This is a genomic window from Desulfovibrio sp. TomC (genome assembly GCF_000801335.2).
Lineage (GTDB): Bacteria > Desulfobacterota > Desulfovibrionia > Desulfovibrionales > Desulfovibrionaceae > Solidesulfovibrio.
The window spans coordinates 187,418-205,923 of the sequence record NZ_JSEH01000003.1 but is presented as its reverse complement, the minus strand read 5'-3'; the positions used below and the strand labels follow the sequence as shown (position 1 = coordinate 205,923).

16 protein-coding genes are annotated in these 18,506 nt (G+C 64.4%); 8 read left to right on the top strand and 8 right to left on the bottom strand.

What is annotated here, in order from left to right; translation table 11 throughout:
* On the top strand, nucleotides 1-858 hold the full coding sequence (locus NY78_RS04130) for a substrate-binding domain-containing protein (RefSeq protein ID WP_043632068.1): 858 nt from the start codon (nucleotides 1-3) through the stop codon (nucleotides 856-858).
* Nucleotides 858-3,074, top strand: coding sequence for an ATP-binding protein (locus NY78_RS04125; RefSeq protein WP_047960024.1), 2,217 nt, complete (start codon nucleotides 858-860; stop codon nucleotides 3,072-3,074). Before NY78_RS04130 ends, NY78_RS04125 begins: the two co-directional genes overlap by 1 nt.
* Before the next feature lie 37 nt (nucleotides 3,075-3,111).
* Here the strand turns inward: NY78_RS04125 and NY78_RS04120 are convergent, their stop codons facing one another.
* Complete coding sequence (locus tag NY78_RS04120) at nucleotides 3,112-4,449, bottom strand: ABC transporter substrate-binding protein (protein WP_231583750.1); 1,338 nt, start codon at nucleotides 4,447-4,449, stop codon at nucleotides 3,112-3,114.
* A gap of 221 nt (nucleotides 4,450-4,670) precedes the next feature.
* Between NY78_RS04120 and NY78_RS23490 the strand changes: the two genes are divergently transcribed.
* The 4 genes from NY78_RS23490 to NY78_RS04100 all read left to right on the top strand — a co-directional run bounded on the left by NY78_RS23490 (nucleotide 4,671) and on the right by NY78_RS04100 (nucleotide 11,920).
* Complete coding sequence (locus NY78_RS23490; RefSeq protein ID WP_082139880.1) at nucleotides 4,671-7,151, top strand: ATP-binding protein; 2,481 nt, start codon at nucleotides 4,671-4,673, stop codon at nucleotides 7,149-7,151.
* Between the two features lie 47 nt (nucleotides 7,152-7,198).
* The gene (locus tag NY78_RS04110) at nucleotides 7,199-7,876 is read left to right on the top strand and encodes a response regulator transcription factor (RefSeq protein ID WP_043632064.1); all 678 of its coding nucleotides are present in this window, start codon (nucleotides 7,199-7,201) and stop codon (nucleotides 7,874-7,876) included.
* On the top strand, nucleotides 7,863-9,242 hold the full coding sequence (locus tag NY78_RS04105; RefSeq protein WP_043632063.1) for a sensor histidine kinase: 1,380 nt from the start codon (nucleotides 7,863-7,865) through the stop codon (nucleotides 9,240-9,242). The genes NY78_RS04110 and NY78_RS04105 overlap by 14 nt, the downstream gene beginning before the upstream one ends.
* An 800-nt stretch (nucleotides 9,243-10,042) precedes the next feature.
* Nucleotides 10,043-11,920, top strand: coding sequence for a methyl-accepting chemotaxis protein (locus NY78_RS04100; RefSeq protein ID WP_047960023.1), 1,878 nt, complete (start codon nucleotides 10,043-10,045; stop codon nucleotides 11,918-11,920).
* A gap of 223 nt (nucleotides 11,921-12,143) precedes the next feature.
* Here NY78_RS04100 and NY78_RS04095 read toward each other — a convergent pair whose 3' ends face one another.
* On the bottom strand, nucleotides 12,144-12,488 hold the full coding sequence (locus NY78_RS04095; protein ID WP_043632061.1) for a winged helix-turn-helix transcriptional regulator: 345 nt from the start codon (nucleotides 12,486-12,488) through the stop codon (nucleotides 12,144-12,146).
* 106 nt (nucleotides 12,489-12,594) lie between these two features.
* On the opposite strand from NY78_RS04095, the gene NY78_RS04090 reads away from it, so the two are divergent.
* Together NY78_RS04090 and NY78_RS04085 are read left to right on the top strand one after the other, a co-directional pair.
* Nucleotides 12,595-13,374, top strand: a complete 780-nt coding sequence (locus tag NY78_RS04090) for an SDR family oxidoreductase (RefSeq protein WP_043632060.1) — start codon at nucleotides 12,595-12,597, stop codon at nucleotides 13,372-13,374.
* A 124-nt stretch (nucleotides 13,375-13,498) separates the two neighbouring features.
* Nucleotides 13,499-13,810, top strand: coding sequence for a DUF1330 domain-containing protein (locus tag NY78_RS04085; protein WP_043632058.1), 312 nt, complete (start codon nucleotides 13,499-13,501; stop codon nucleotides 13,808-13,810).
* 50 nt (nucleotides 13,811-13,860) lie between these two features.
* Here the strand turns inward: NY78_RS04085 and uppS are convergent, their stop codons facing one another.
* From uppS to NY78_RS04055, 6 genes are all read right to left on the bottom strand, one after another.
* Complete coding sequence (uppS, locus tag NY78_RS04080) at nucleotides 13,861-14,547, bottom strand: polyprenyl diphosphate synthase (protein ID WP_269430851.1); 687 nt, start codon at nucleotides 14,545-14,547, stop codon at nucleotides 13,861-13,863.
* 35 nt (nucleotides 14,548-14,582) lie between these two features.
* Nucleotides 14,583-15,137: a ribosome recycling factor gene (frr, locus tag NY78_RS04075; RefSeq protein WP_043632054.1), complete on the bottom strand. Its 555-nt coding sequence runs from the start codon at nucleotides 15,135-15,137 to the stop codon at nucleotides 14,583-14,585.
* 1 nt (nucleotide 15,138) lies between these two features.
* Nucleotides 15,139-15,861, bottom strand: a complete 723-nt coding sequence (gene pyrH / locus NY78_RS04070) for a UMP kinase (protein WP_043632052.1) — start codon at nucleotides 15,859-15,861, stop codon at nucleotides 15,139-15,141.
* A gap of 314 nt (nucleotides 15,862-16,175) precedes the next feature.
* Nucleotides 16,176-16,778: a translation elongation factor Ts gene (tsf, locus tag NY78_RS04065; protein ID WP_043632049.1), complete on the bottom strand. Its 603-nt coding sequence runs from the start codon at nucleotides 16,776-16,778 to the stop codon at nucleotides 16,176-16,178.
* Nucleotides 16,779-16,790: 12 nt separating this feature from the next.
* A complete protein-coding gene (gene rpsB, locus NY78_RS04060; RefSeq protein WP_043632046.1) occupies nucleotides 16,791-17,585 on the bottom strand; it encodes a 30S ribosomal protein S2 in 795 nt (264 codons plus the stop codon).
* Nucleotides 17,586-17,726: 141 nt separating this feature from the next.
* Nucleotides 17,727-18,500 carry a fumarylacetoacetate hydrolase family protein gene (locus NY78_RS04055; protein ID WP_043632043.1) on the bottom strand — a complete coding sequence of 258 codons (774 nt, stop codon included), beginning with the start codon at nucleotides 18,498-18,500 and terminating at the stop codon, nucleotides 17,727-17,729.
* Between the last annotated feature and the right edge of the window lie 6 nt (nucleotides 18,501-18,506).

Sequence of the window (18,506 nt, the reverse complement as noted above, 5' to 3'; positions counted from 1 at the left end):
ATGGCTGCAGGCCTTTTCACCCGTCTGGCCCTTGCCGCAATCGCAACCGCCCTGCTCGGCCTGCCGGCCCTGGCCGCCCCGATCCTGGCCGCCGCCGAAACGACCACGCTGTCCATCCCCGGCACCGGTGACAGCCAGGACCTGCTGCGCATCCTGGCCCAACGCTTCATGCGGGACAATCCCGACATCCAGGTGGAAGTGCCCGATTCCGTGGGGACCACCGGCGGCATCCGCTCGGTCCTGGCCGGCAAGGCCGAACTGGCGCGCACGGCCCGGCCCCTTCGCGCCGACGAAATCGCCGAGGGCCTGACCGAAACCGTTTTTGCCAACGTCCCCGTGGTCTTTGCCGTCCACCCCTCGGTGACCGAGGTTGCAGGCCTGACCTCGGACCAGGTGCTGGCCGTTTTCTCCGGCAACGCCAAAGACTGGTCGGCACTCGGCGGCCCATCCCTGCCCATCGCCCGGGTCTGCCGCGAGACGCCGGAAACGGCCCGGGTCATTATTAACGCCGCCCTACCCGGTTTTGACGCCACCGGCTGCCAGGATCAGGCCATTGCCTACACCACGCCCGAAGCGGTCAACCTGGCCACCGGCCATCCCGGGACCATCGGCTACTTCTCCTTGCCGGCCATAGCCGCCACGCCGCTCGTTCCCCTGGCTTTAAACGGCGTGGTCCCCAGCCTGGAAAATATCGGCCGCAAAGCCTACACCCTGACAATTCCCTTCGCCCTGGTCTACAAGCCGCCCCTGTCGCCGGCCGCCGCCCGATTTCTCAAGGCCCTGGGCAGCCCGGACGCCTTGTCCCTGATGACCCGCCTGGGCTGTCTGCCCGTCCTCGGGAAATCTGCTGCGCCCTGATGCTGCACTCCATCAAAACCCAACTCCTCATGGGCCAAATGACGTTGGTGGCCCTTTTAACCCTGGCTCTTGGCGGCGGCATGTTCCATCTGGCCGTCGACATCCTGGAACGCAAGGAACTGGAAAAGGTTCGCCTGCTGGCGGCCGGATTGGCGCGGGAAACCGCCCTGGCCGTCAATGAGGGCGAAACGCACCTGCGGCTTATGGCCAGCAGCTCCAGCCTGGACCGCTTCGAGCACGCCCACGACTACCACGTCCTGCAAGCCCTGTTCGACCGCTACCGGGGACTCTTTACTTCCCTGGCCTACGTCAACGCCCAAGGCGTGCGGGAGTATGCCGCAACCGGCGCGGGCTACACCGATTCGGCCAAGGCCGCGCCGGATGATTCCCTGGTCACCCAGGCCCTGGCCGCGCCGGGAACGGTTGTTTCCGCCCTGCGTCCGACCGGCGACGGCCGGCCGGCCTGGCTGCTGTTGGCCCTGACCCGCGAAGACTCCTTCGGCCGGCCCCTGGGGGTGTTCCTGGGCGCCCTGCCCGTGGCGGCCATTGCCCGGTCGGTCACCGAACTACGCCTGGAACATGGCGGTTATGCCGTCCTGGTCGATGGGCACGGCATGGTGCTGTCGGTGGCTTCCCCGGATGGCCGCCAGATCCAGGTCGCCGAAGCGTCTCATGGAGCCGAGCCCCTGGCCGACGGCAGCGACGCCGGCGGCCAGGACCTGTTTAACGGCGAACCGAACCTTATTGGAGCGGCCCCGCTGGGGCTGCATGGCCTATCGATCCTGGTGGTGCTGCCGCGTCAACGGGTTATTGACGCGGAGATGAACCGGTTGCGGCTGCTGGCCATGGTCGTGGCCGCGATAGCGGCTTTTACTGCGGTTCTGGGGGCCTTGTGGTGGACGCGCGGCATTACGGGCCCTCTGGCCCGGCTGGCGGCAACGGCCCGGGCAGTCTCGGGCGGCGACCTGTCGGCCCGCGCTCCGACCACCGGACCGTCGGAGACCCGGGAGCTGGGAGCCGCCTTTAATGCCATGACCGAGGGACTGGCCGCCTCGCACCAAGGCCTCACCCGGGCCAAGGAATCCCTGGAGCGAATTTTCTCCAACGTCAACGAAGCGTTGTGGGTGGTGGACGGGGATGGCCGGGTGTCCCTGTGCAACCGAGCCGGCTGCGCCATGCTGGGCTACGACGAGCATGAAATTCTGGGGACGCCGGCGGCGCGCTTGTTTGCCCCGGATGATCCCCTGGCGACGTTTCTGGAGTCCGCCCCGATCCAGAATCTGCTGGCGGCCGGCGGCCTGACGGGCCTGGAAAAGACCCTGTACGGCAAGGGAGGGCGCACCGTGCCGGTGCTCGTGTCTCTGGCCCTGTTGCGCGGTCCGGGCGAGGACGATGCGGGCGTGGTCTGTCTGGCTATGGACGTCACCGAACGCAAACGGGCCGAGGACCTCACCCGGGCGCGCAAGGCCGCCGAGGCCGTCAGCCGGGCCAAAACCGAATTTCTGGCCGTCCTGTCCCATGAACTGCGCACCCCGCTCAATATCATGCTGGGGATGCTCGAACACGTCCAGGCCCTGCCCCTGCCCCCCAAATCCATGGCCGGCGTGGGGCAAGCCCTCAAATCAGGCCAGACCATGCTTGAGGTCATTGCGGCCATGCTCGATTACGCCAGCCTGGAGGCCGAACGGGTGATCCTGCGCCGCCAGCCGTTTGCCCCGGGAATTTTGGCGCTGGATGTGGCCTCCCGCTTTGCCGATACGGCCCAGGCCAAGAATGTGGCCGTGACCGTTGACCTGTCGCCGCTGTTGCCGGCCGCCCTGGTCGGTGATCCGACGCGCCTTTGCCAGGTGCTGACCAATCTGCTGGGCAATGCCGTGCGCTTCACCATGGGCGGCGAAGCCAGCCTGTACCTGGGCGGTCAGGCGGTGGGCACGACCTGGCAGTTCTTGGCCATTATTGTCGACACCGGCATGGGCGTGACCGACGCCAAACTGGAGTACATCTTCGAGCCGTTCACCCAGGAGGACGGCTCCTCCACCCGCCGCTTCGGCGGCCTGGGCCTCGGTCTGGCCATCACCCGCCGGCTGGTTGCGCTCATGGGCGGGACCATCTGCATGGACAGTCGTCCGGGCCAGGGCACAGCCGTGTACGTAAGCCTGCCCCTGGAGATGGACGTCGCAAGCGAGCACGTCAGACGGCCCGCTCCAGTCTCCTGAAGCAGGCCGTCGTCATTTGGCGGGACAGTGTCGCCGGCTATTTCGGCTGGCCGGAGCTGATAAACAGTTCCTTGGCCGTGCCCGGCTCGAACTGGTAGCGGGCGGATTTTTCCCAGAAATACTTGCCGCCGTCATTTTTGAGCACCCAGAAATCGAAATCCCAGTCCTCACGGCGATCGCCGTGCTCGTTTAAGGCCAGCCAGCCCGTTGCCCCGTACATGCGCTCGCAGGTCGTAACGAACCCCTGTTTGAACCGGGCGAAATCCGTGGTCCCGCCGACCCACTGGGCCGTGAAGAAGGCCGCCCAGGCGGCATCGTAAGCCACAACGCTCTGGGTGTCGGGGAAGGTGTCGGTCTTGTCCTGGATGCGACGCTCCACCTGCCCGTAGACATTGGCCCCGCCCTCGCCGTAGCGCGGGCTGGACAGCCGGGTCTTCATGGCCGCCGCCGCACTCTCCGGGTCCTTGGCAATGACGTCGAGCATGGCCGTGGCGCTGGAACCGTACCAAGAAAGCCCGGCCAGCTCGGGCCGCTTGGCCACCGCCTTTAAAATGGGCACGATCTCTTCGCCGCCAGCAAAATAGATGGCCACCTTGGGGGATTTGCCGCTGTGCTGGGCCTGGGCCACCTGTTTGGCCAGATCATCCAGGATGGGCGCGAAATCCTTGCGGTCGGCCGCATACCGGCTGCCGGGCAGGGCCTCGCCGCCAAGCTGCTTGAACCGGGCCTTGACATGCACCGTCATGTCGTCGCCAAACCGGTCGCCCCGCCACAAGGGCACAATGGCCGTGGCCCCTTCCTGACGCATGAGCCCGGTGACCGCCTCGGCCTGATAGGTGTCCGACGGCGAAAGGCGAAAGAGGTTGTCCCCCTTTTTCGACAGGAAAGGCCCGGAACTGCCCTGGCTGATGAGCAGGATATTGTTTTTATCGGCAAATTCCAGGCAGGCCTCGGCCTCGTCGTCGGAGAAGGGGCCGATGACCACCCGCACGCCCCGCCCGGCCAGGGATTTCAATTTTTCCAGGGCCTGCTCGGGATTGCTGCCTGTGTTCTCAAAAAGAAATGTCGCCTGCCCGCTCTGGCCCGAAGCGGCCAGATAGGCATTGATGTCGGCCTGGGCCAGATCCAGGGCGGCCCGGGACGTCTTGCCCGACTCGGCCAGGGAACCCGTCGCCGGCAACAACACGCCAAAGGTCATCGGCCCGGCTTTCTGGGCCAGCGCCGTCCCCGCCGTCAAGGCAAGCAGGAACAGGCAGCCGGCCAGGACGAAGCCACCCGACCACAACACGCCGACGCGACTGAAAATACTCTTCCCATGACCATCCATATCGGCTCCTTGGTCCCGGCGAAACGGGCCGGGCGTGGTGTGCAGCATACGCGCTTTCCGGCCATACCCGCAATGCGCCCAAAAAGAAACCGCTCGCTGCCGCCAGTCCTGACGCCGCGACCGGCGTCGCCATCCTGCCTTCCATCCGATCCCGCCGCGACCCGGGCCGGCCCGCCCCCCTTTCCAAGCTGCGCCTGTTGTCATATAGCCTGGGCAAGTATGGTTCGCCGGGGAGTTCCCGGCCCTCGTCCGGCCCTGGAAGTCCGACAATGAAAGATCCCGCACCCGATGCGCCGACCACCGCCCTGCGCCGTAAGGCCGAATCCCTGATCGCCCAGTCGCCAGAGGAGGAACTGGGACAGTTGTCTGTCGCGGACTTGGCCCGGATCATCCATGAACTCCGGGTCAACCAGATCGAGCTGGAACTGCAAAACGACGAATTGCGCCGCACCCAGGCCGAACTGGCCGAGACCCGCGACCGGTATGCCAATCTCTTCGATTTCGCCCCGGCCGGCTACTTCACGCTGGACCTGCGGGGCGTGATCCTCGCGGCCAACCTCAAGGGTTCGACCATGCTCGGCATTCCCCGAAACGAGCTGCTTGGCAAACCCTTTGTGGTGCGCGTGGCCCGCTCGGATCAGGCGGCCTTTCATACCGCTTTGCGTCGTACCCAGGAAACCGGCCGGCCCCAGACCTTGGAAGTACGCCTGACCCGGCGTGACGGCAGCCGTTTGAGCGCCGAGTTGACGGTCGAGCCGTGGTCCGATCCCGGCCAGGGCCAAACAGAAACGACCCTTCGCATGATGGCTACCGACGTCACCACCCGCTGTGAAGCAGACGACGCCATGCGTCAGGCCAGCCTCATCCTGGAGGCCAGCCCGGCCTATCTCATCCGCTATCCCGTCATCGACGGCGAACCCGGACCGGTGTCCTTTGTCTCGTCAAACATCACGCGGTTCGGCTTTTCCCGCGAGGCCCTGCTCTCCGGAGCTCTTTCCCCCAAGAATCTGATCCACCCCGACGACCGGCAGCGGGTCGAGACGACCATGGGCGAATACGCCGCCTCCGGCCGCGACGCCTTTGCCCTGGACTACCGCCTCCTGACCCAAAGCGGCCAGACCCGCCACGTGACCAACCGCATCCAGTTCACCCGCGATGCCGCCGGCCAGGTCGCCGCCGTCCAGGGACTGGTCCTCGACGTCACCGAGAGCGTCCAGAGCCGACGCGACCTGGACATGGTGCTGGACAGCGCCCCCATCCCCATCGTCAAGGTGCGGCTGGCCGAAAACGGCGACCGCATCCTCGAATACCAGAATCCGGCGGCCGAACGCCTCTTTGGTCCCAAGGCCCGGGGAGCGTCCTGCAAGGACTATCTCTGCAACAAGGACTCCTGCCCGGTCGTGGCCGCCGCCTCAGGCATCGTGCGCGAACGGGAATGCGCCATAAAGACCTTAAACGGCGAACGGATCATGTACAAGACTGCCCGGCGCCTGCCCGGCACGACCAGCATCATCGAGGCCATGGTCGATGTGACCGAGCTTATGCGCACCCGCGAGCGCCTCACCCGGGCCATGGAGGCGGCGGAAACCGCCAACCGCACCAAATCCCAGTTCCTGGCCACCATGAGCCACGAAATCCGCACCCCCATGAACGGCATCATGGGCATGATCGAACTGGCCATGAGCACTGAGCTGACTCCGGAACAGCGCGACTACCTCGATCTGGCCCGCCAGTCCGCCGTCAACCTGCTGGAAATCATCAATGACATCCTTGACTTTTCGCGGATAGAAGCCGGGCGCATGGAGCTTGGACGCACCCAATTTGCCCTGCGCGACACCATGGGCGTGTGCGCGCGGCTCTATAGCGGCCTGGCCGCCCGCCACGACAACACCCTGGAAGTTGTCGTATCCCCGGACGTCCCCGAGATCCTTATCGGCGACCCCGGGCGGCTGGCCCAGATCGTAGCCAACCTTGTTTCCAACGGACTCAAATTTACCAAGAACGGGACGGTGCGGGTACTCGTCCAACCGGCTCCGGCCATTCACTGCCCCGTGTCCGACCCCAAAACCCCGTCGATGACCCTGCTTTTTTCCGTAGCCGACGACGGCATCGGCATCCCCCGCGAGAAACACGCGCGAATCTTTGAATATTTCACCCAACTCGACGCCAGCCTCAACCGCGGAGCCGGCGGCACCGGCCTTGGGCTGTCCATCAGCAGCAATCTCGTCAACCTCATGGGCGGACGCCTCTGGGTCGAATCCGAACCCGACCTGGGCAGCACCTTCTTTTTTACCGCTGTGTTTGAAATTCCCCCCGCCCAGCCGGCTCCGGCCCAGAAGACGCCGGCCAAGTCGCTGGGCACGAAAACGACGACGCCGATGTCCATTTTGCTGGTGGAGGACAACCTCATCAACCAGCTTGTGGCCAAACGGTTGCTCGAACGGCGCGGCCATACGGTCACCGCCGTCGACTCCGGCCAGGCCGCCCTGGATCTGCTGTCCACGACGCCTTTTCACTGCGTCCTCATGGATGTCGAGATGCCGGGGTTAAGCGGCCCGGAAACGTTGCGCCGTCTGCGCAATGTCGAGACCTTCGGCGAGGCTGCCCAAACGGCAGTGATCGCCCTGACCGCCCATGCCATCAAAGGCTACCGCGAACAAATGCTCGAAGCCGGCTTTGACGACTATGTGCCCAAACCCATCGACATGAACGAACTCGATGCGGCCCTGGAGCGTATTGCCGCCAGATGACCAGCCCGACGGACCGGCCCTGGCCGCTGTCCGCCAAGGAGTCCGCTATGCGAGTGCTCATTGTTGAAGACGACCTGGACGCTGCTGCCTACATGGTCAAAGGCCTCAAGGAATCCGGCTATGTGGTGGACCATGTGGCCGACGGACGCGAGGCCCTGTACCGGGTGGCGGCCGAAACCTACGACGCCGTGGTGGTGGACCGGATGCTGCCCGGCGTTGACGGCCTGACCATTGTCAAAACCATGCGCTCGGCCGGCAACCAGACCCCGGTGCTCATCCTCTCGGCCCTGGGCGACGTGGACGACCGGGTCAAGGGCCTCAAGGCCGGGGGCGACGATTATCTGGTCAAGCCCTACGCCTTTGCCGAACTGCTGGCCCGGCTGGAGGCGCTCCTGCGCCGGGGGCGCTCCGACGCCCCGGACACCATCCTCAAGGTGGCTGATCTGGAAATGGACCTGGTGGGGCGCTCGGTGCGCCGGGCCGGCCAGGCCATCGAACTCAAGCCCAAGGAATTTTCCCTGCTGGAATACCTCATGCGCCATGCCGGCCATGTGGTCACCCGCACCATGTTGCTCGAAAACGTCTGGGACTATTCCTTTGACCCCCAGACCAACGTCATCGACGTCCACATAAGCCGCCTGCGGCACAAGATCGACAAGGGCCACGACAAGCCCCTGCTCTCCACCATTCGCGGCGCCGGGTACAGTCTGCGTGATCCCAACTAAACTCCTGCGCTCCTCCACCCTTCGCCTGTCCATCCTGCACATGGCCGCCTTCGGCCTGTCGGTGCTGGTGCTGTTGTGGTTTATTTACACCTCCACGGCCGGCTTCATGGAACGCCAGACCGACGAGACGATCAACGCCGAGATCCAGGGCCTGGCCGAGCAATACAGCCAGCTGGGCCTGACCGGCCTCATCCGGGTCATCAAATCGCGGGTGGCCAAGGACAAGGCCGGATCGAGCGTCTATCTGCTCACCGACTGGAAATTCAATCCCCTGGCCGGCAACCTGCCCGAATGGCCCAAATTCAAGGACACCGGCTCGGGCTGGTTTGACGCCACCCTGGAGGATACGGAAAATTACGAGCCGCGCCGGGTGCGGATGCGCTATTTCCTGTTGCCGGGCAATTTTCATCTGGTGGTCGGACGCGACGTGTCCGAGCGGGTCAAGGTGGAGCGGCTTATTATCGATTCCCTGTTCTGGGGCCTGCTCCTGACCGTTGTCCTGAGCGGGGCCGGCGGCGTGCTGACCAGCCGCTGGATGCTCAAGCGCATTGACGTCATCACCAAGGCCAGCCGCGAGATCATGAACGGCGACTTAAGCCGGCGCATCCCCACCCGGGGGGCCGGCGACGAATTCGACCGGCTGGCCGAGAACTTAAACGCCATGCTCGACCAGATCAGCCGGCTTATGGAAGGCGTCAAACAGGTATCGAACAACATCGCCCACGACCTGCGCGGCCCCTTAAACCGCATCCGCTCGGGCCTGGAGATGTCCTTGACCGGCAACCAGAGTCCCGAGGGCTACCGCGAGGTCCTGGAACACACCATTGCCGAGATTGACGGGCTGCTGCAGACCTTCAATGCCCTGCTCACCATCGCCCAGGCCGAATCCGGGGCGCGCCGCCAGGATTTCACCGACATCGACCTGACCCAGCTGGCCGCCGACGCCGGCGAACTCTACGAGCCGGTGGCCGAGGAAGCGGGCTTGGCCTTCGCCCTGGCCCTGGACCCCGGGGTCACCGTGCCCGGCAACCGCCATCTGCTCTCCCAGGCCCTGGCCAATCTCCTCGACAACGCCGTCAAATATACCCCGGCCGGCGGCACGGTGAGCCTGACCCTCAAGGCCAGCCCGACCGGAGCGGAACTCTCGGTGGCCGACACCGGTCCCGGCATCCCGGCCGAGCACCGCGAACTGGTGCTGGAACGCTTCACCCGCCTGGAATCAAGCCGCAATACGCCGGGCAGCGGGCTTGGGCTGTCGCTGGTGGCGGCGGCGGCCGGACTGCATCAGGCCGAACTTCGCCTGTCCGACAATGTCCCGGGCCTGCGGGTCACCCTGGCCTTCCCGGCCGGCCGGGCCAAAAATTAAATTTTCGTTCATTTTGTGGACATTCCCGCTTCACCTCCGGGTCCTATAGAGTAACCAACGAATGAGGCAACGGCCCGTTCGGACCAAAAGACACACAAAACGAACCCTCTGCCTTGTTTCGCCGGATCAGATGGCCCCTCCCATCCCCAGGCGGTCCCAAGGACGCTCTCCCCCTCCTTGACGAAGCCCTCGCTCCCCGGCGAGGGCTTCCTTTTTAGGGAGCAGCGCAAAAAACAATTCCTAACCAGAATTCATGCAGCCGCCATCGCCGTTTCATGGGCCGGCTTTACATTCTCCCCAACGAAAGGCGGTTCCCCCTCAGCCGCCCGCCCTTGGCAACGTATAACCCAAAGCCCGAAGCGGTCCCCCTCCCGCAAGCGGCCCAGACAATCTCTCCTCCCTCCTCGAAAACAAAATCCCCGCTCCCCGGCGGGGATTTTGTTTTGCCGACTCCAGCGCAAAGTTCATGCGCCATCCATGCCCGTTTCATAATCGGGTCTTATCTGTACAGTGACGGAAGAGGCTTCCCCTCAAGCCCCACCGTCGCCAAGTCTGCTCCCGGAAGCACCATCCGGGGCCGACAAAGTACCGATTCTCTCCTCCCTCCTTCAAAAGCCCCCGCCTCCCCCGGCGGGGGCTGCTTTTTGGGCCTGCATAACAGCCCAAACCACATTCAACGCCAACCACCGGACGCTGCAAGTATTTTCGCATCCCTGTTGATTGCCTTTGGATAATATTTTACTATTTGGTTAATTCCCGCAAAAGTCCCCTGGCCTGCAACCTGTTGGCGGAGGTATCCCGTGACTGCGACTGCATCCGGTTCCGGCGTTGTCCTTGCTCTCCTGCGACGTTTTTCCCTGTCCTGGCGCTTCGTTCTTCTGTTGGTCCTGTTCACGGCGTTTGCTGCCGGCATGGTCCTGGCCTTTTCCACGGAACTGCATCGGTTGGAAGAGCATACGGTGCAATCGGCCCAGACGCTCATGCTTGACGGAGAGCGCCTCAAACTCGCCGTGGCCTCCAATGCCATGGCCGAGGCCATCGCTGCGGCCATCAAAACCGAGACGTCAGCCGAAAAACGCCTGGAAACCATCCGGGCCATGGTGGACACCTTCCGCTTTGAAGACGACAAATCCGGCTACTTCTTTGTCTACAAGGACACGGTCAACGTCGCCCTGCCGCCCAACAAGGCCAACCAGGGCAAGGACCTGGGAGATCTCAAAGACAAAAACAACGTGTACTTCGTGCGGGAACTCCACCAGAAAGCCAAGGCCGGCGGCGGCTTTATCGAGTATATCTTCCCCAAGCCCGGCCAGGGCGACCAGCCCAAGCTGGCCTACGCCGCCATGATTCCGGGCACGGACCTGTGGATTGGCACCGGCATCTATATCGACAACGTGGACCGGGCCAAGGCCGCCATCCGGGCCGACAACGAGGCCCGCATCAACTCGGCCCTGACCACCATCGTCGGCAGCGTGGCCGTGGGACTGGTTGTTCTGATCGGGGTCTGCGCTGTGATCATGGTCTCGGTGACCCGCCCCATCCGGCAGACCACCGAGGCGGCCATGCTCTGCGCCGCCGGCGACCTGTCCGTGCGCCTGGACGCCGTCGGCAACGACGAAGCCGCCCGGATGCAGGCGGCGCTCAATACCATGGTGGCCACCCTGCGCACCAACATGGACGACATTACGGCCAAGACAGCCGAGGCCGAAGACAAGGCCCAGGCCGCTGTCGCAGCCACCCGGCTGGCCGAGGAAGCCACCCAGAAGGCCGAACGGGCCAAGGCCGAAGGCCTGATCCAGGCAGCGGATCGCCTGGGCGGGGTGGTGGCCGTGGTGGGAACGGCCTCGGCGGAACTGTCGGACCGCATCGCCGAGTCGAGCCAGGGAGCCGAGGATCAGTCCCGGCGCATGACCGAGACGGCCACGGCCATGGAAGAGATGAACGCCACCGTCCTTGAAGTGGCCAAAAACGCTTCCAACGCCGCCGGCACCACCGACGCGGCCAAAGCCAAGGCCGTGGAAGGGGCCGAAGTGGTGACCCAGGTGGTGACGGCCATTGGCATGGTCCAAGAACAGGCCACGGGACTCAAGGCGGACATGGACACGCTTGGCCGCCAGGCCCAGGACATCGGCGCGGTCATGAACGTCATTTCCGACATCGCCGACCAGACCAATCTGCTGGCCTTAAACGCCGCCATCGAGGCGGCCCGGGCCGGGGACGCCGGCCGGGGCTTTGCCGTCGTGGCCGATGAGGTGCGAAAGCTGGCCGAAAAAACCATGACCGCCACCAAGGAAGTGGGCGACGCCATCCGGGGCATCCAGGCCGGGGCCAGTCGCAATGTGGGCAACGTGGACGCCGCAGCCGGGGCGGTCACCCGGGCAAACGCCCTGGCGGCCCAGGCCGGCGAAGCCCTGGCCCAGATCGTGGGGTTGGTGGAAAACGCCTCGGATCAGGTGCGCTCCATCGCCACGGCCGCCGAGGAACAATCGGCCACCAGCGACGAGATCAACCGGGCTGTGGACGCGGTCAGCGCCATCTCCGAATCCAATGCCCGGGCCATGGCCGAGGCCTCCCGGACCGTGGCCGAATTGGCCCGGCAATCCCAGGAACTGGCCGCGCTCATGGAAGAACTGGAAGCCGAAGGCCGGGGCGGCAGCAAGCCAAAGGCCCTGGTCTAGGAACCGGGCCGGCCGGCCCATCGGCCCCCGGTCTGGACTGCAGCCGGGCAGGCGGCGTGGCGTCGGGGCAGGCTCCGCATCCGGACACGGTGCGAGAGGCTCTTGCGTACAGAGGGCGGCGTGGCGTCGGGGCAACGGCCAGGCTCCGCATCGCCACAGGCCTTGGCTTTTAAGCGGCTGTCGCCGGCGAGGGCAGCCTGCGACAACCGCCCGGGAGCCCCGTTTATTCCCGAGGGGCACCGGCCTCAGGCCGTTTCTCCGCCCATTGCAACAGGGCATCCAGGGCCGGGCACAGGGCCTGCCCCCACGCCGTCAGGCGGTACTCCACCTTGGGAGGCACTTGCGGATACAGTTTTCGGGAGATCAGGCCGTCGGCCTCCAACTGCCGCAATTGCTGGGCCAGCATCTTGGGGGAAACACCTGGAATGAGCCGCTCTAACTCGCTGTAACGCTGGATTTTTCCACCAAACAAGTGGAATAGAATAATCAACTTCCAGCGTCCCTCAAGCACCTGCAGGGTTTTTTCCACATCCGCCGCCGCTGTTTCGGGCGTATAGGCTTTCCTCATGGGAAGTCCCTCACTTTTCGGTGCGTTCTTGCAGGGTTGCGAGCCTGGGCATAGTTTGGCCGCCAGTCGTTTTCAACAAAGAAGGTACCCGATTGGAGATCAAGCCATGTCCATGAATCTTGAACTTGCGGGCCAGCGCGTCCTGGTGACGGCCGGGACCAAGGGTATTGGCGGCGCTGTGGCCGGGCTCTTTCGCCACTACGGAGCCCGCGTGCTGGCTGTGGCCCGCACACAACCGGAAGATCTGCCGGATGACGCCTTTGTGGCCGCAGACCTGACCACCCTTGACGGCTGTGCCGCGGTTGCCCGGGCGGTTGGCAACCGGCTTGGCGGCGTGGACAGCATCATTCACGTGTTGGGCGGGTCCAGCGCCCCGGCCGGCGGTTTTGCCGCCCTGGACGAGGCGGCCTGGCACAGGGAACTGTCCCTCAACCTGTTTCCCGCCGTGCGCCTGGATCGCGCCCTGCTGCCCGGGATGCTGGCCCAGGGTTCCGGCGTCGTCATCCACGTCACCTCGATTCAGGATCGTCTCCCGCTCCCGGACTCCACGACGGCCTATGCAGCGGCCAAGGCGGCGCTGTCAACGTACAGCAAAAGCCTGTCCAAGGAGGTTTCCCCCAAAGGCATCCGGGTCGTGCGCGTCTCACCCGGCTGGGTCGAAACGGAAGCGGCCGTGGCCCTGGCCGAAAGGCTGGCCGCGAAGGCCGGCAGCGACTATGCAGGCGGCCAGCGGATCATCATGGATGCCCTGGGCGGCATTCCCCTTGGCCGCCCGGCAAAACCCCTTGAGGTGGCAAATCTCATCGCGTTTCTGGCCTCGCCCCGGGCAGCGGCCATCACCGGCACGGAGTATGTCATCGACGGCGGCACGATCCCGGTGGCCTAGCCGGGTAGTCCCGCCAGGAACCGCCAGGTCCATACGGCCCTGTGCCCCGGTGTTCTGCCTGTGCCCGCAGGCCCGGGCGCACACCCAGTCCCTCCCAACGAACCAGCCGACAAGGAGCGCCCCCATGGCTGCCTATCTGATTTTCATTCGCGAGAAGATGCGCGACGAAGCCGAATACGCCCTCTATAAACAACAGGCTCCCGCCGCCATGCTGGGCCACGACATCACGCCGCACGTCATTTACGGCCCCTGCCAGACGCTGGAGGGAGCCGAGGCCCAAGGCGTTGTCGTGCTTGAATTCGCCTGCGCCGAAGAAGCAAAAGCCTTTTACGGCAGCCCGGCCTACCAGGCGGCCTGCAAACACAGGCATCTGGGCAGCGACTATCGAGTCTTTCTGACGGAAGGAATTGAAAAGAACCCGCCGCTTGCGCCGTAATCCGTGGCTTGCCGCCGACGCCGGGCCGGACAGAGTCCGAGGGCGCTCCCCTAGGTCTGGAGCTGCTCGCCGGTCAGGCCGAAGCGGCGGGTGCGGTTCTGGTAGTCGCTTAAAACGGCGTCGAGATGGGCCGGGGAAAAATCCGGCCAAAGCGTGTCCGGGAAGGCGAACTCGCTGTAGGCCGATTGCCACAGGAGGTAGCCGGACAGGCGCATCTCGCCGCTGGTGCGGATGATGAGATCGGGATCGGGCTGGCCGGCGGTGTAGAGTTCCGCGGCCAGGGCCTCTTCGGTGATCCCGTCCGGCGGCGTCCCCTTGGCCGCAAGCCGGCGGCAGGCCCGCAGGATCTCTTCGCGTCCGGAATAATTGAGCGCCAGATTGAGCGTCATGGCCGTGCACTGGGCAGTCTTGGCAATGACGTGGCCCAGCACCTTGCGGGTGGCCAGCGGCAGTTCGTCGATCTCGCCAAGCACCTTGAAGCGAATGGATTGGGTGAGCAGGGTATCGAGCTCGCGGGTCAGAAACCGCACGAGCAGATCAAACAGGAACTTGACCTCCTCAGCCGGCCGGCCCCAGTTCTCCTTGGAAAAGGTGTACAGGGTCAGATGGCCGATGCCGAGCTCCCGGCAACGGGTGAGAATGGCCCGGGCCGACTCGGTGCCGGCCCGGTGTCCCTCGCTGCGGGGCAGCCCGCGCATGGTGGCCCAGCGCCCGTTGCCGTCCATGATGACGGCCACGTGGCGCGGCAGCGGAAGCGTATGGCTGTCCAGGGCTAGATCTCCATGATTTCCTTTTCCTTCTTGGAAAAGGCCTCATCGGTTTTGACAATATAGTTGTCGGTGAGCTTTTGCACGTCTTCCTGGCCCTTGTGCTGGTCGTCTTCGTTGATCTTCTTGTCGCTTTTCTTTTTCTTGAGGGCCTCGTTGGCGTCGCGGCGGATGTTGCGCACGGCCACCTTGGCTTCCTCGGTGTGCTTCTTGCCCATCTTGACCAACTCTTTGCGGCGATCTTCGGTCAGGGGCGGAATGGAGATACGGATGACCTTGCCGTCGTTGACCGGCGTGAGGCCCAGGCCGGACTTCATGATGGCCTTTTCGATGTCGGCAAAGGCTTTGCGGTCCCAGGGCTGGATGGTGATGGTGCGGCTGTCGGGCGTGGCCACCGAGGCCAGCTGGTCGAGCTGGGTGGGGGTGCCGTAATAGTCCACGCGCACGCCTTCGAGCAGGGCGCTTGAGGCCCGGCCGGTGCGCAGCCGGGAGAATTCCTTCTCCAGGGTGGCCAGCACCTTTTTCATCCTGTCTTCGGCGTCCTTGAGCACTGCCTGCATGTTATTCGCCTCCTCTGACAACGGTGCCGACGGGCTCGCCCGTGAGCACCCGGCTCAGGTTTCCTGCGGTAAACATGTTAAAGACCACGATGGGCATATGATTGTCCATGGCCAAGCTGATGGCGGTGGTATCCATGACCCGCAGCCGCTTTTCCAGCACGTCCATATAGGTCAGTTCATCGAATTTGACGGCGTCGGCGTGTTTGGCCGGGTCCTTGTCGTACACGCCGTCGACCTTGGTTCCCTTGAGAATGGCCTCGCTTTTCAGCTCCATGGCCCGAAGCGCTGCGGCCGTGTCCGTGGTGAAATACGGATTGCCGGTTCCGGCAGCGCAAATAACCACCCGGCCCTTGTCCAGATGGTGCAGGGCGCGACGACGGATATAGGGCTCGCACACCTCGCGCATGGTGATGGCCGACATGACGCGGGTGGACAGGCCCTGCTTCTCGAGGCCTTCCTGGACGGCCAGAGCGTTTAAGACCGTGGCCAGCATCCCCATGTAGTCGGCCGAAGACCGGTCCATGCCGGCGGCCTGTTCGGAGACGCCGCGAAAGATATTGCCGCCGCCGATAACCAGGGAAATCCTGGCTCCAAGGGCAGTGGCGTCCACGATCTCCCGGCAAAAATTGGTGATGGTCTGGTTGTCGATGCCAAAGGGCCGACCACCGGCCAATGCCTCGCCGCTGATCTTAAGCAAAACCTGGGAAAACCGCAAATTCGACATGGGGCACCTCGTGATAATGAGAGGGGTATCAGTCTGCCGGCGGGCCGTTGCCGGGCCGCCGCAGGCCGGCGGATGGTCCTTTGCTCCGGGGCTTGGCCGCTTGCCCCGGGAGCCTGCGCCAGCCCCGTATCTGCCCCCTCCCGGAACAGACCGTTGACGCCGCCTTCCGGCCTGGATGCGGGACCGCCTGCGCCCGGGCAGACGATCCCGGCCATCATGCCCGGGTCGGGCGAGAATGCAAAGGGTATCGCCGCCTCCGGCGACTCCAAAAAAAACGGGCCTTGCGGCCCGTTTGACAATCGGTGCGTGGTTGCCTAGGCGGTCTCGCCCAGGGCCATGCGGGTATACCGCCCGATCTGGACGTTTTCACCCAGGACGCCGATCAGCTCGTTGAGCAGGTCCTTGATGGTGACCTTGTCGTCCTTGATAAACGGCTGTTCCAGCAGGCAGATTTCTTTGTAGAACTTCTTGACCCGGCCTTCGACGATCTTCTCGGCAATGGCTTCGGGCTTGCCCTCTTCCATGGCCTGGTGCTTGAAGATCTCTTTTTCCTTGGCCAGCAGCTCGGCCGGCACGTCCTCGGGAGCCAGACACACCGGGTTGGCCGCAGCAATCTGCATGGCCACGTTCTTGGCGAACTCGACGAAGCGCTCGGAACGGGCCACGAAGTCCGTCTCGCACTTGATCTCGACGATGACGCCAAGCTTGCCGGTGGAGTGGATATAGGAGCCGATGACGCCCTCGGAGGTGTCGCGGCCGGCCCGTTTCTGGGCCTTGGACAGTCCCTTTTCGCGCAACCAGGCGATGGCTTTTTCTTCGTCGCAGTTGCACTCGCCAAGGGCCTTCTTGCAATCCATCATGCCCGCGCCGGTTTTATCGCGCAGGGCCTTCACGTTAGCAGCGGAAATGGCCGACATTGGGGAATCCTCCTACTCGACGGTGGTTTCGGGAGCGGTTTCGGGAGCGGCTTCAGGAGCCGCCGGGGCGACGGACTCGGGCGCTTCGTCCTTGTCCATGGCCGCTTCAATATCGACGTCCTTGTTCTGGGCCGCGCCTTCGAGGCAGGCTTCGGCAATGCTGGTGGCAAACAGCTTGATGGCCCGGATGGCGTCGTCGTTGCCGGGGATCACGTAGTCGATGACGTCGGGATCGCAGTTGGTGTCAACCACGGCCACGATGGGGATGCCGAGCTTGCGGCATTCCTGGACGGCGATTTCCTCGCGCTTGGGGTCGATGATAAAGGCCGCCTGGGGCAGACGATCCATGTTCTTGATGCCGCCGAGGTTGGCGGTCAGCTTGGTCACTTCGCGGCCCATCATGACGATTTCCTTTTTGGGGAAACGCTTGATGGTGCCGTCTTCGAACATGCGCTCCAGGAGCTTTAAGCGATCGATGCTCTTCTTGATGGTCTGAAAGTTGGTGAGCATGCCGCCCATCCACCGGTTGGTCACGGAGTACTGGCCGACGCGGTCAGCTTCCTTGCGCACGGACTCCTGGGCCTGACGCTTGGTCCCGATGAAAATGACGCGGCCGCCGCCGGTCACCACGTCGGAGATGAAGTCGTGGGCCTTCTGGTAGAGTTTGACGGTCTGCTGCAGATCGATGATATGGATGCCGTTTCTGGCCCCGAAAATGAACGGACGCATCTTGGGGTTCCAACGGCGCGTCTGGTGTCCGAAGTGGACGCCGGTCTCCAACAGCTGTTTCATTGAAACGTAAGGCATGGGAACTCCTTGGGTTTTCCCTCCACCCCGCCAGAGCAACCGGACCGTCCGGCACCCAGGATCAACAGGCAGGGCGTGCGTGTTTGATGAACAGCGGCTTGTAGGCCGCTTTTTTAAAAAAAGCAAGCGTCCATTCGGCGCTTATTGCAGGGGCGTGGCTTCGGGTTCGGCCCGGACAGGATTGATGAGCACGCCCACGCCGTCGATCTCCACGCGCACCTCGTCGCCCGGGGTGATGGGGCTCGGACCGGCCGGCGAACCGGAGAGGATCACGTCGCCCGGCAGCAGCGTCATGATCGAGGAGACAAAGCTGACCAGGGCAAAGGGCGAAACCACCATGTCGCTGGTGTTTCCTTCCTGGACGAGCTGTCCGTTGACAAACATCCGCAGGCCCAGCGCCGTCGGGTTGTCCACCTCGGTTTCGATCCACGGGCCGATGGGGGCAAAGGTGTCAAAGCCCTTGGCCCGCCCCAGGGTTTCGTCGAGGGCGCGCAGGTCCACGGCGGTCACGTCGCCCGCACAGGCATAGCCGAACAGGTATTTGGCCACGTCGGCTGCGGCCAGGTTGCGACAGGCCCGGCCGATGACCAGGGCCAGTTCGCCCTCGGCATCCACCCGGGCCGAGGCCTGGGGCAGCACGATGGCCTGCCCGGAACCGATGACGGCCGAGGGCGGCTTTAAAAACAGCATGGGCGCATCGGCAGCCTCCCGTCCCATCTCGCGCAGGCGGCTGCGGAAGTTGCCGGCGGCGCAGATGATCTTCGACGGCGTCACCGGCGGCAGCACGGCCACCTCGGCCAGCGGGATGGGATCGGGCAGGCCCAAGGCGCGGTCGAGACAGACAACGGTACTGTTTTCGACCACAAGCTGGGCGTAAAATGCGGCGTCGCCGTGGCGCACCCGAAGGACCTTCATTGCGCG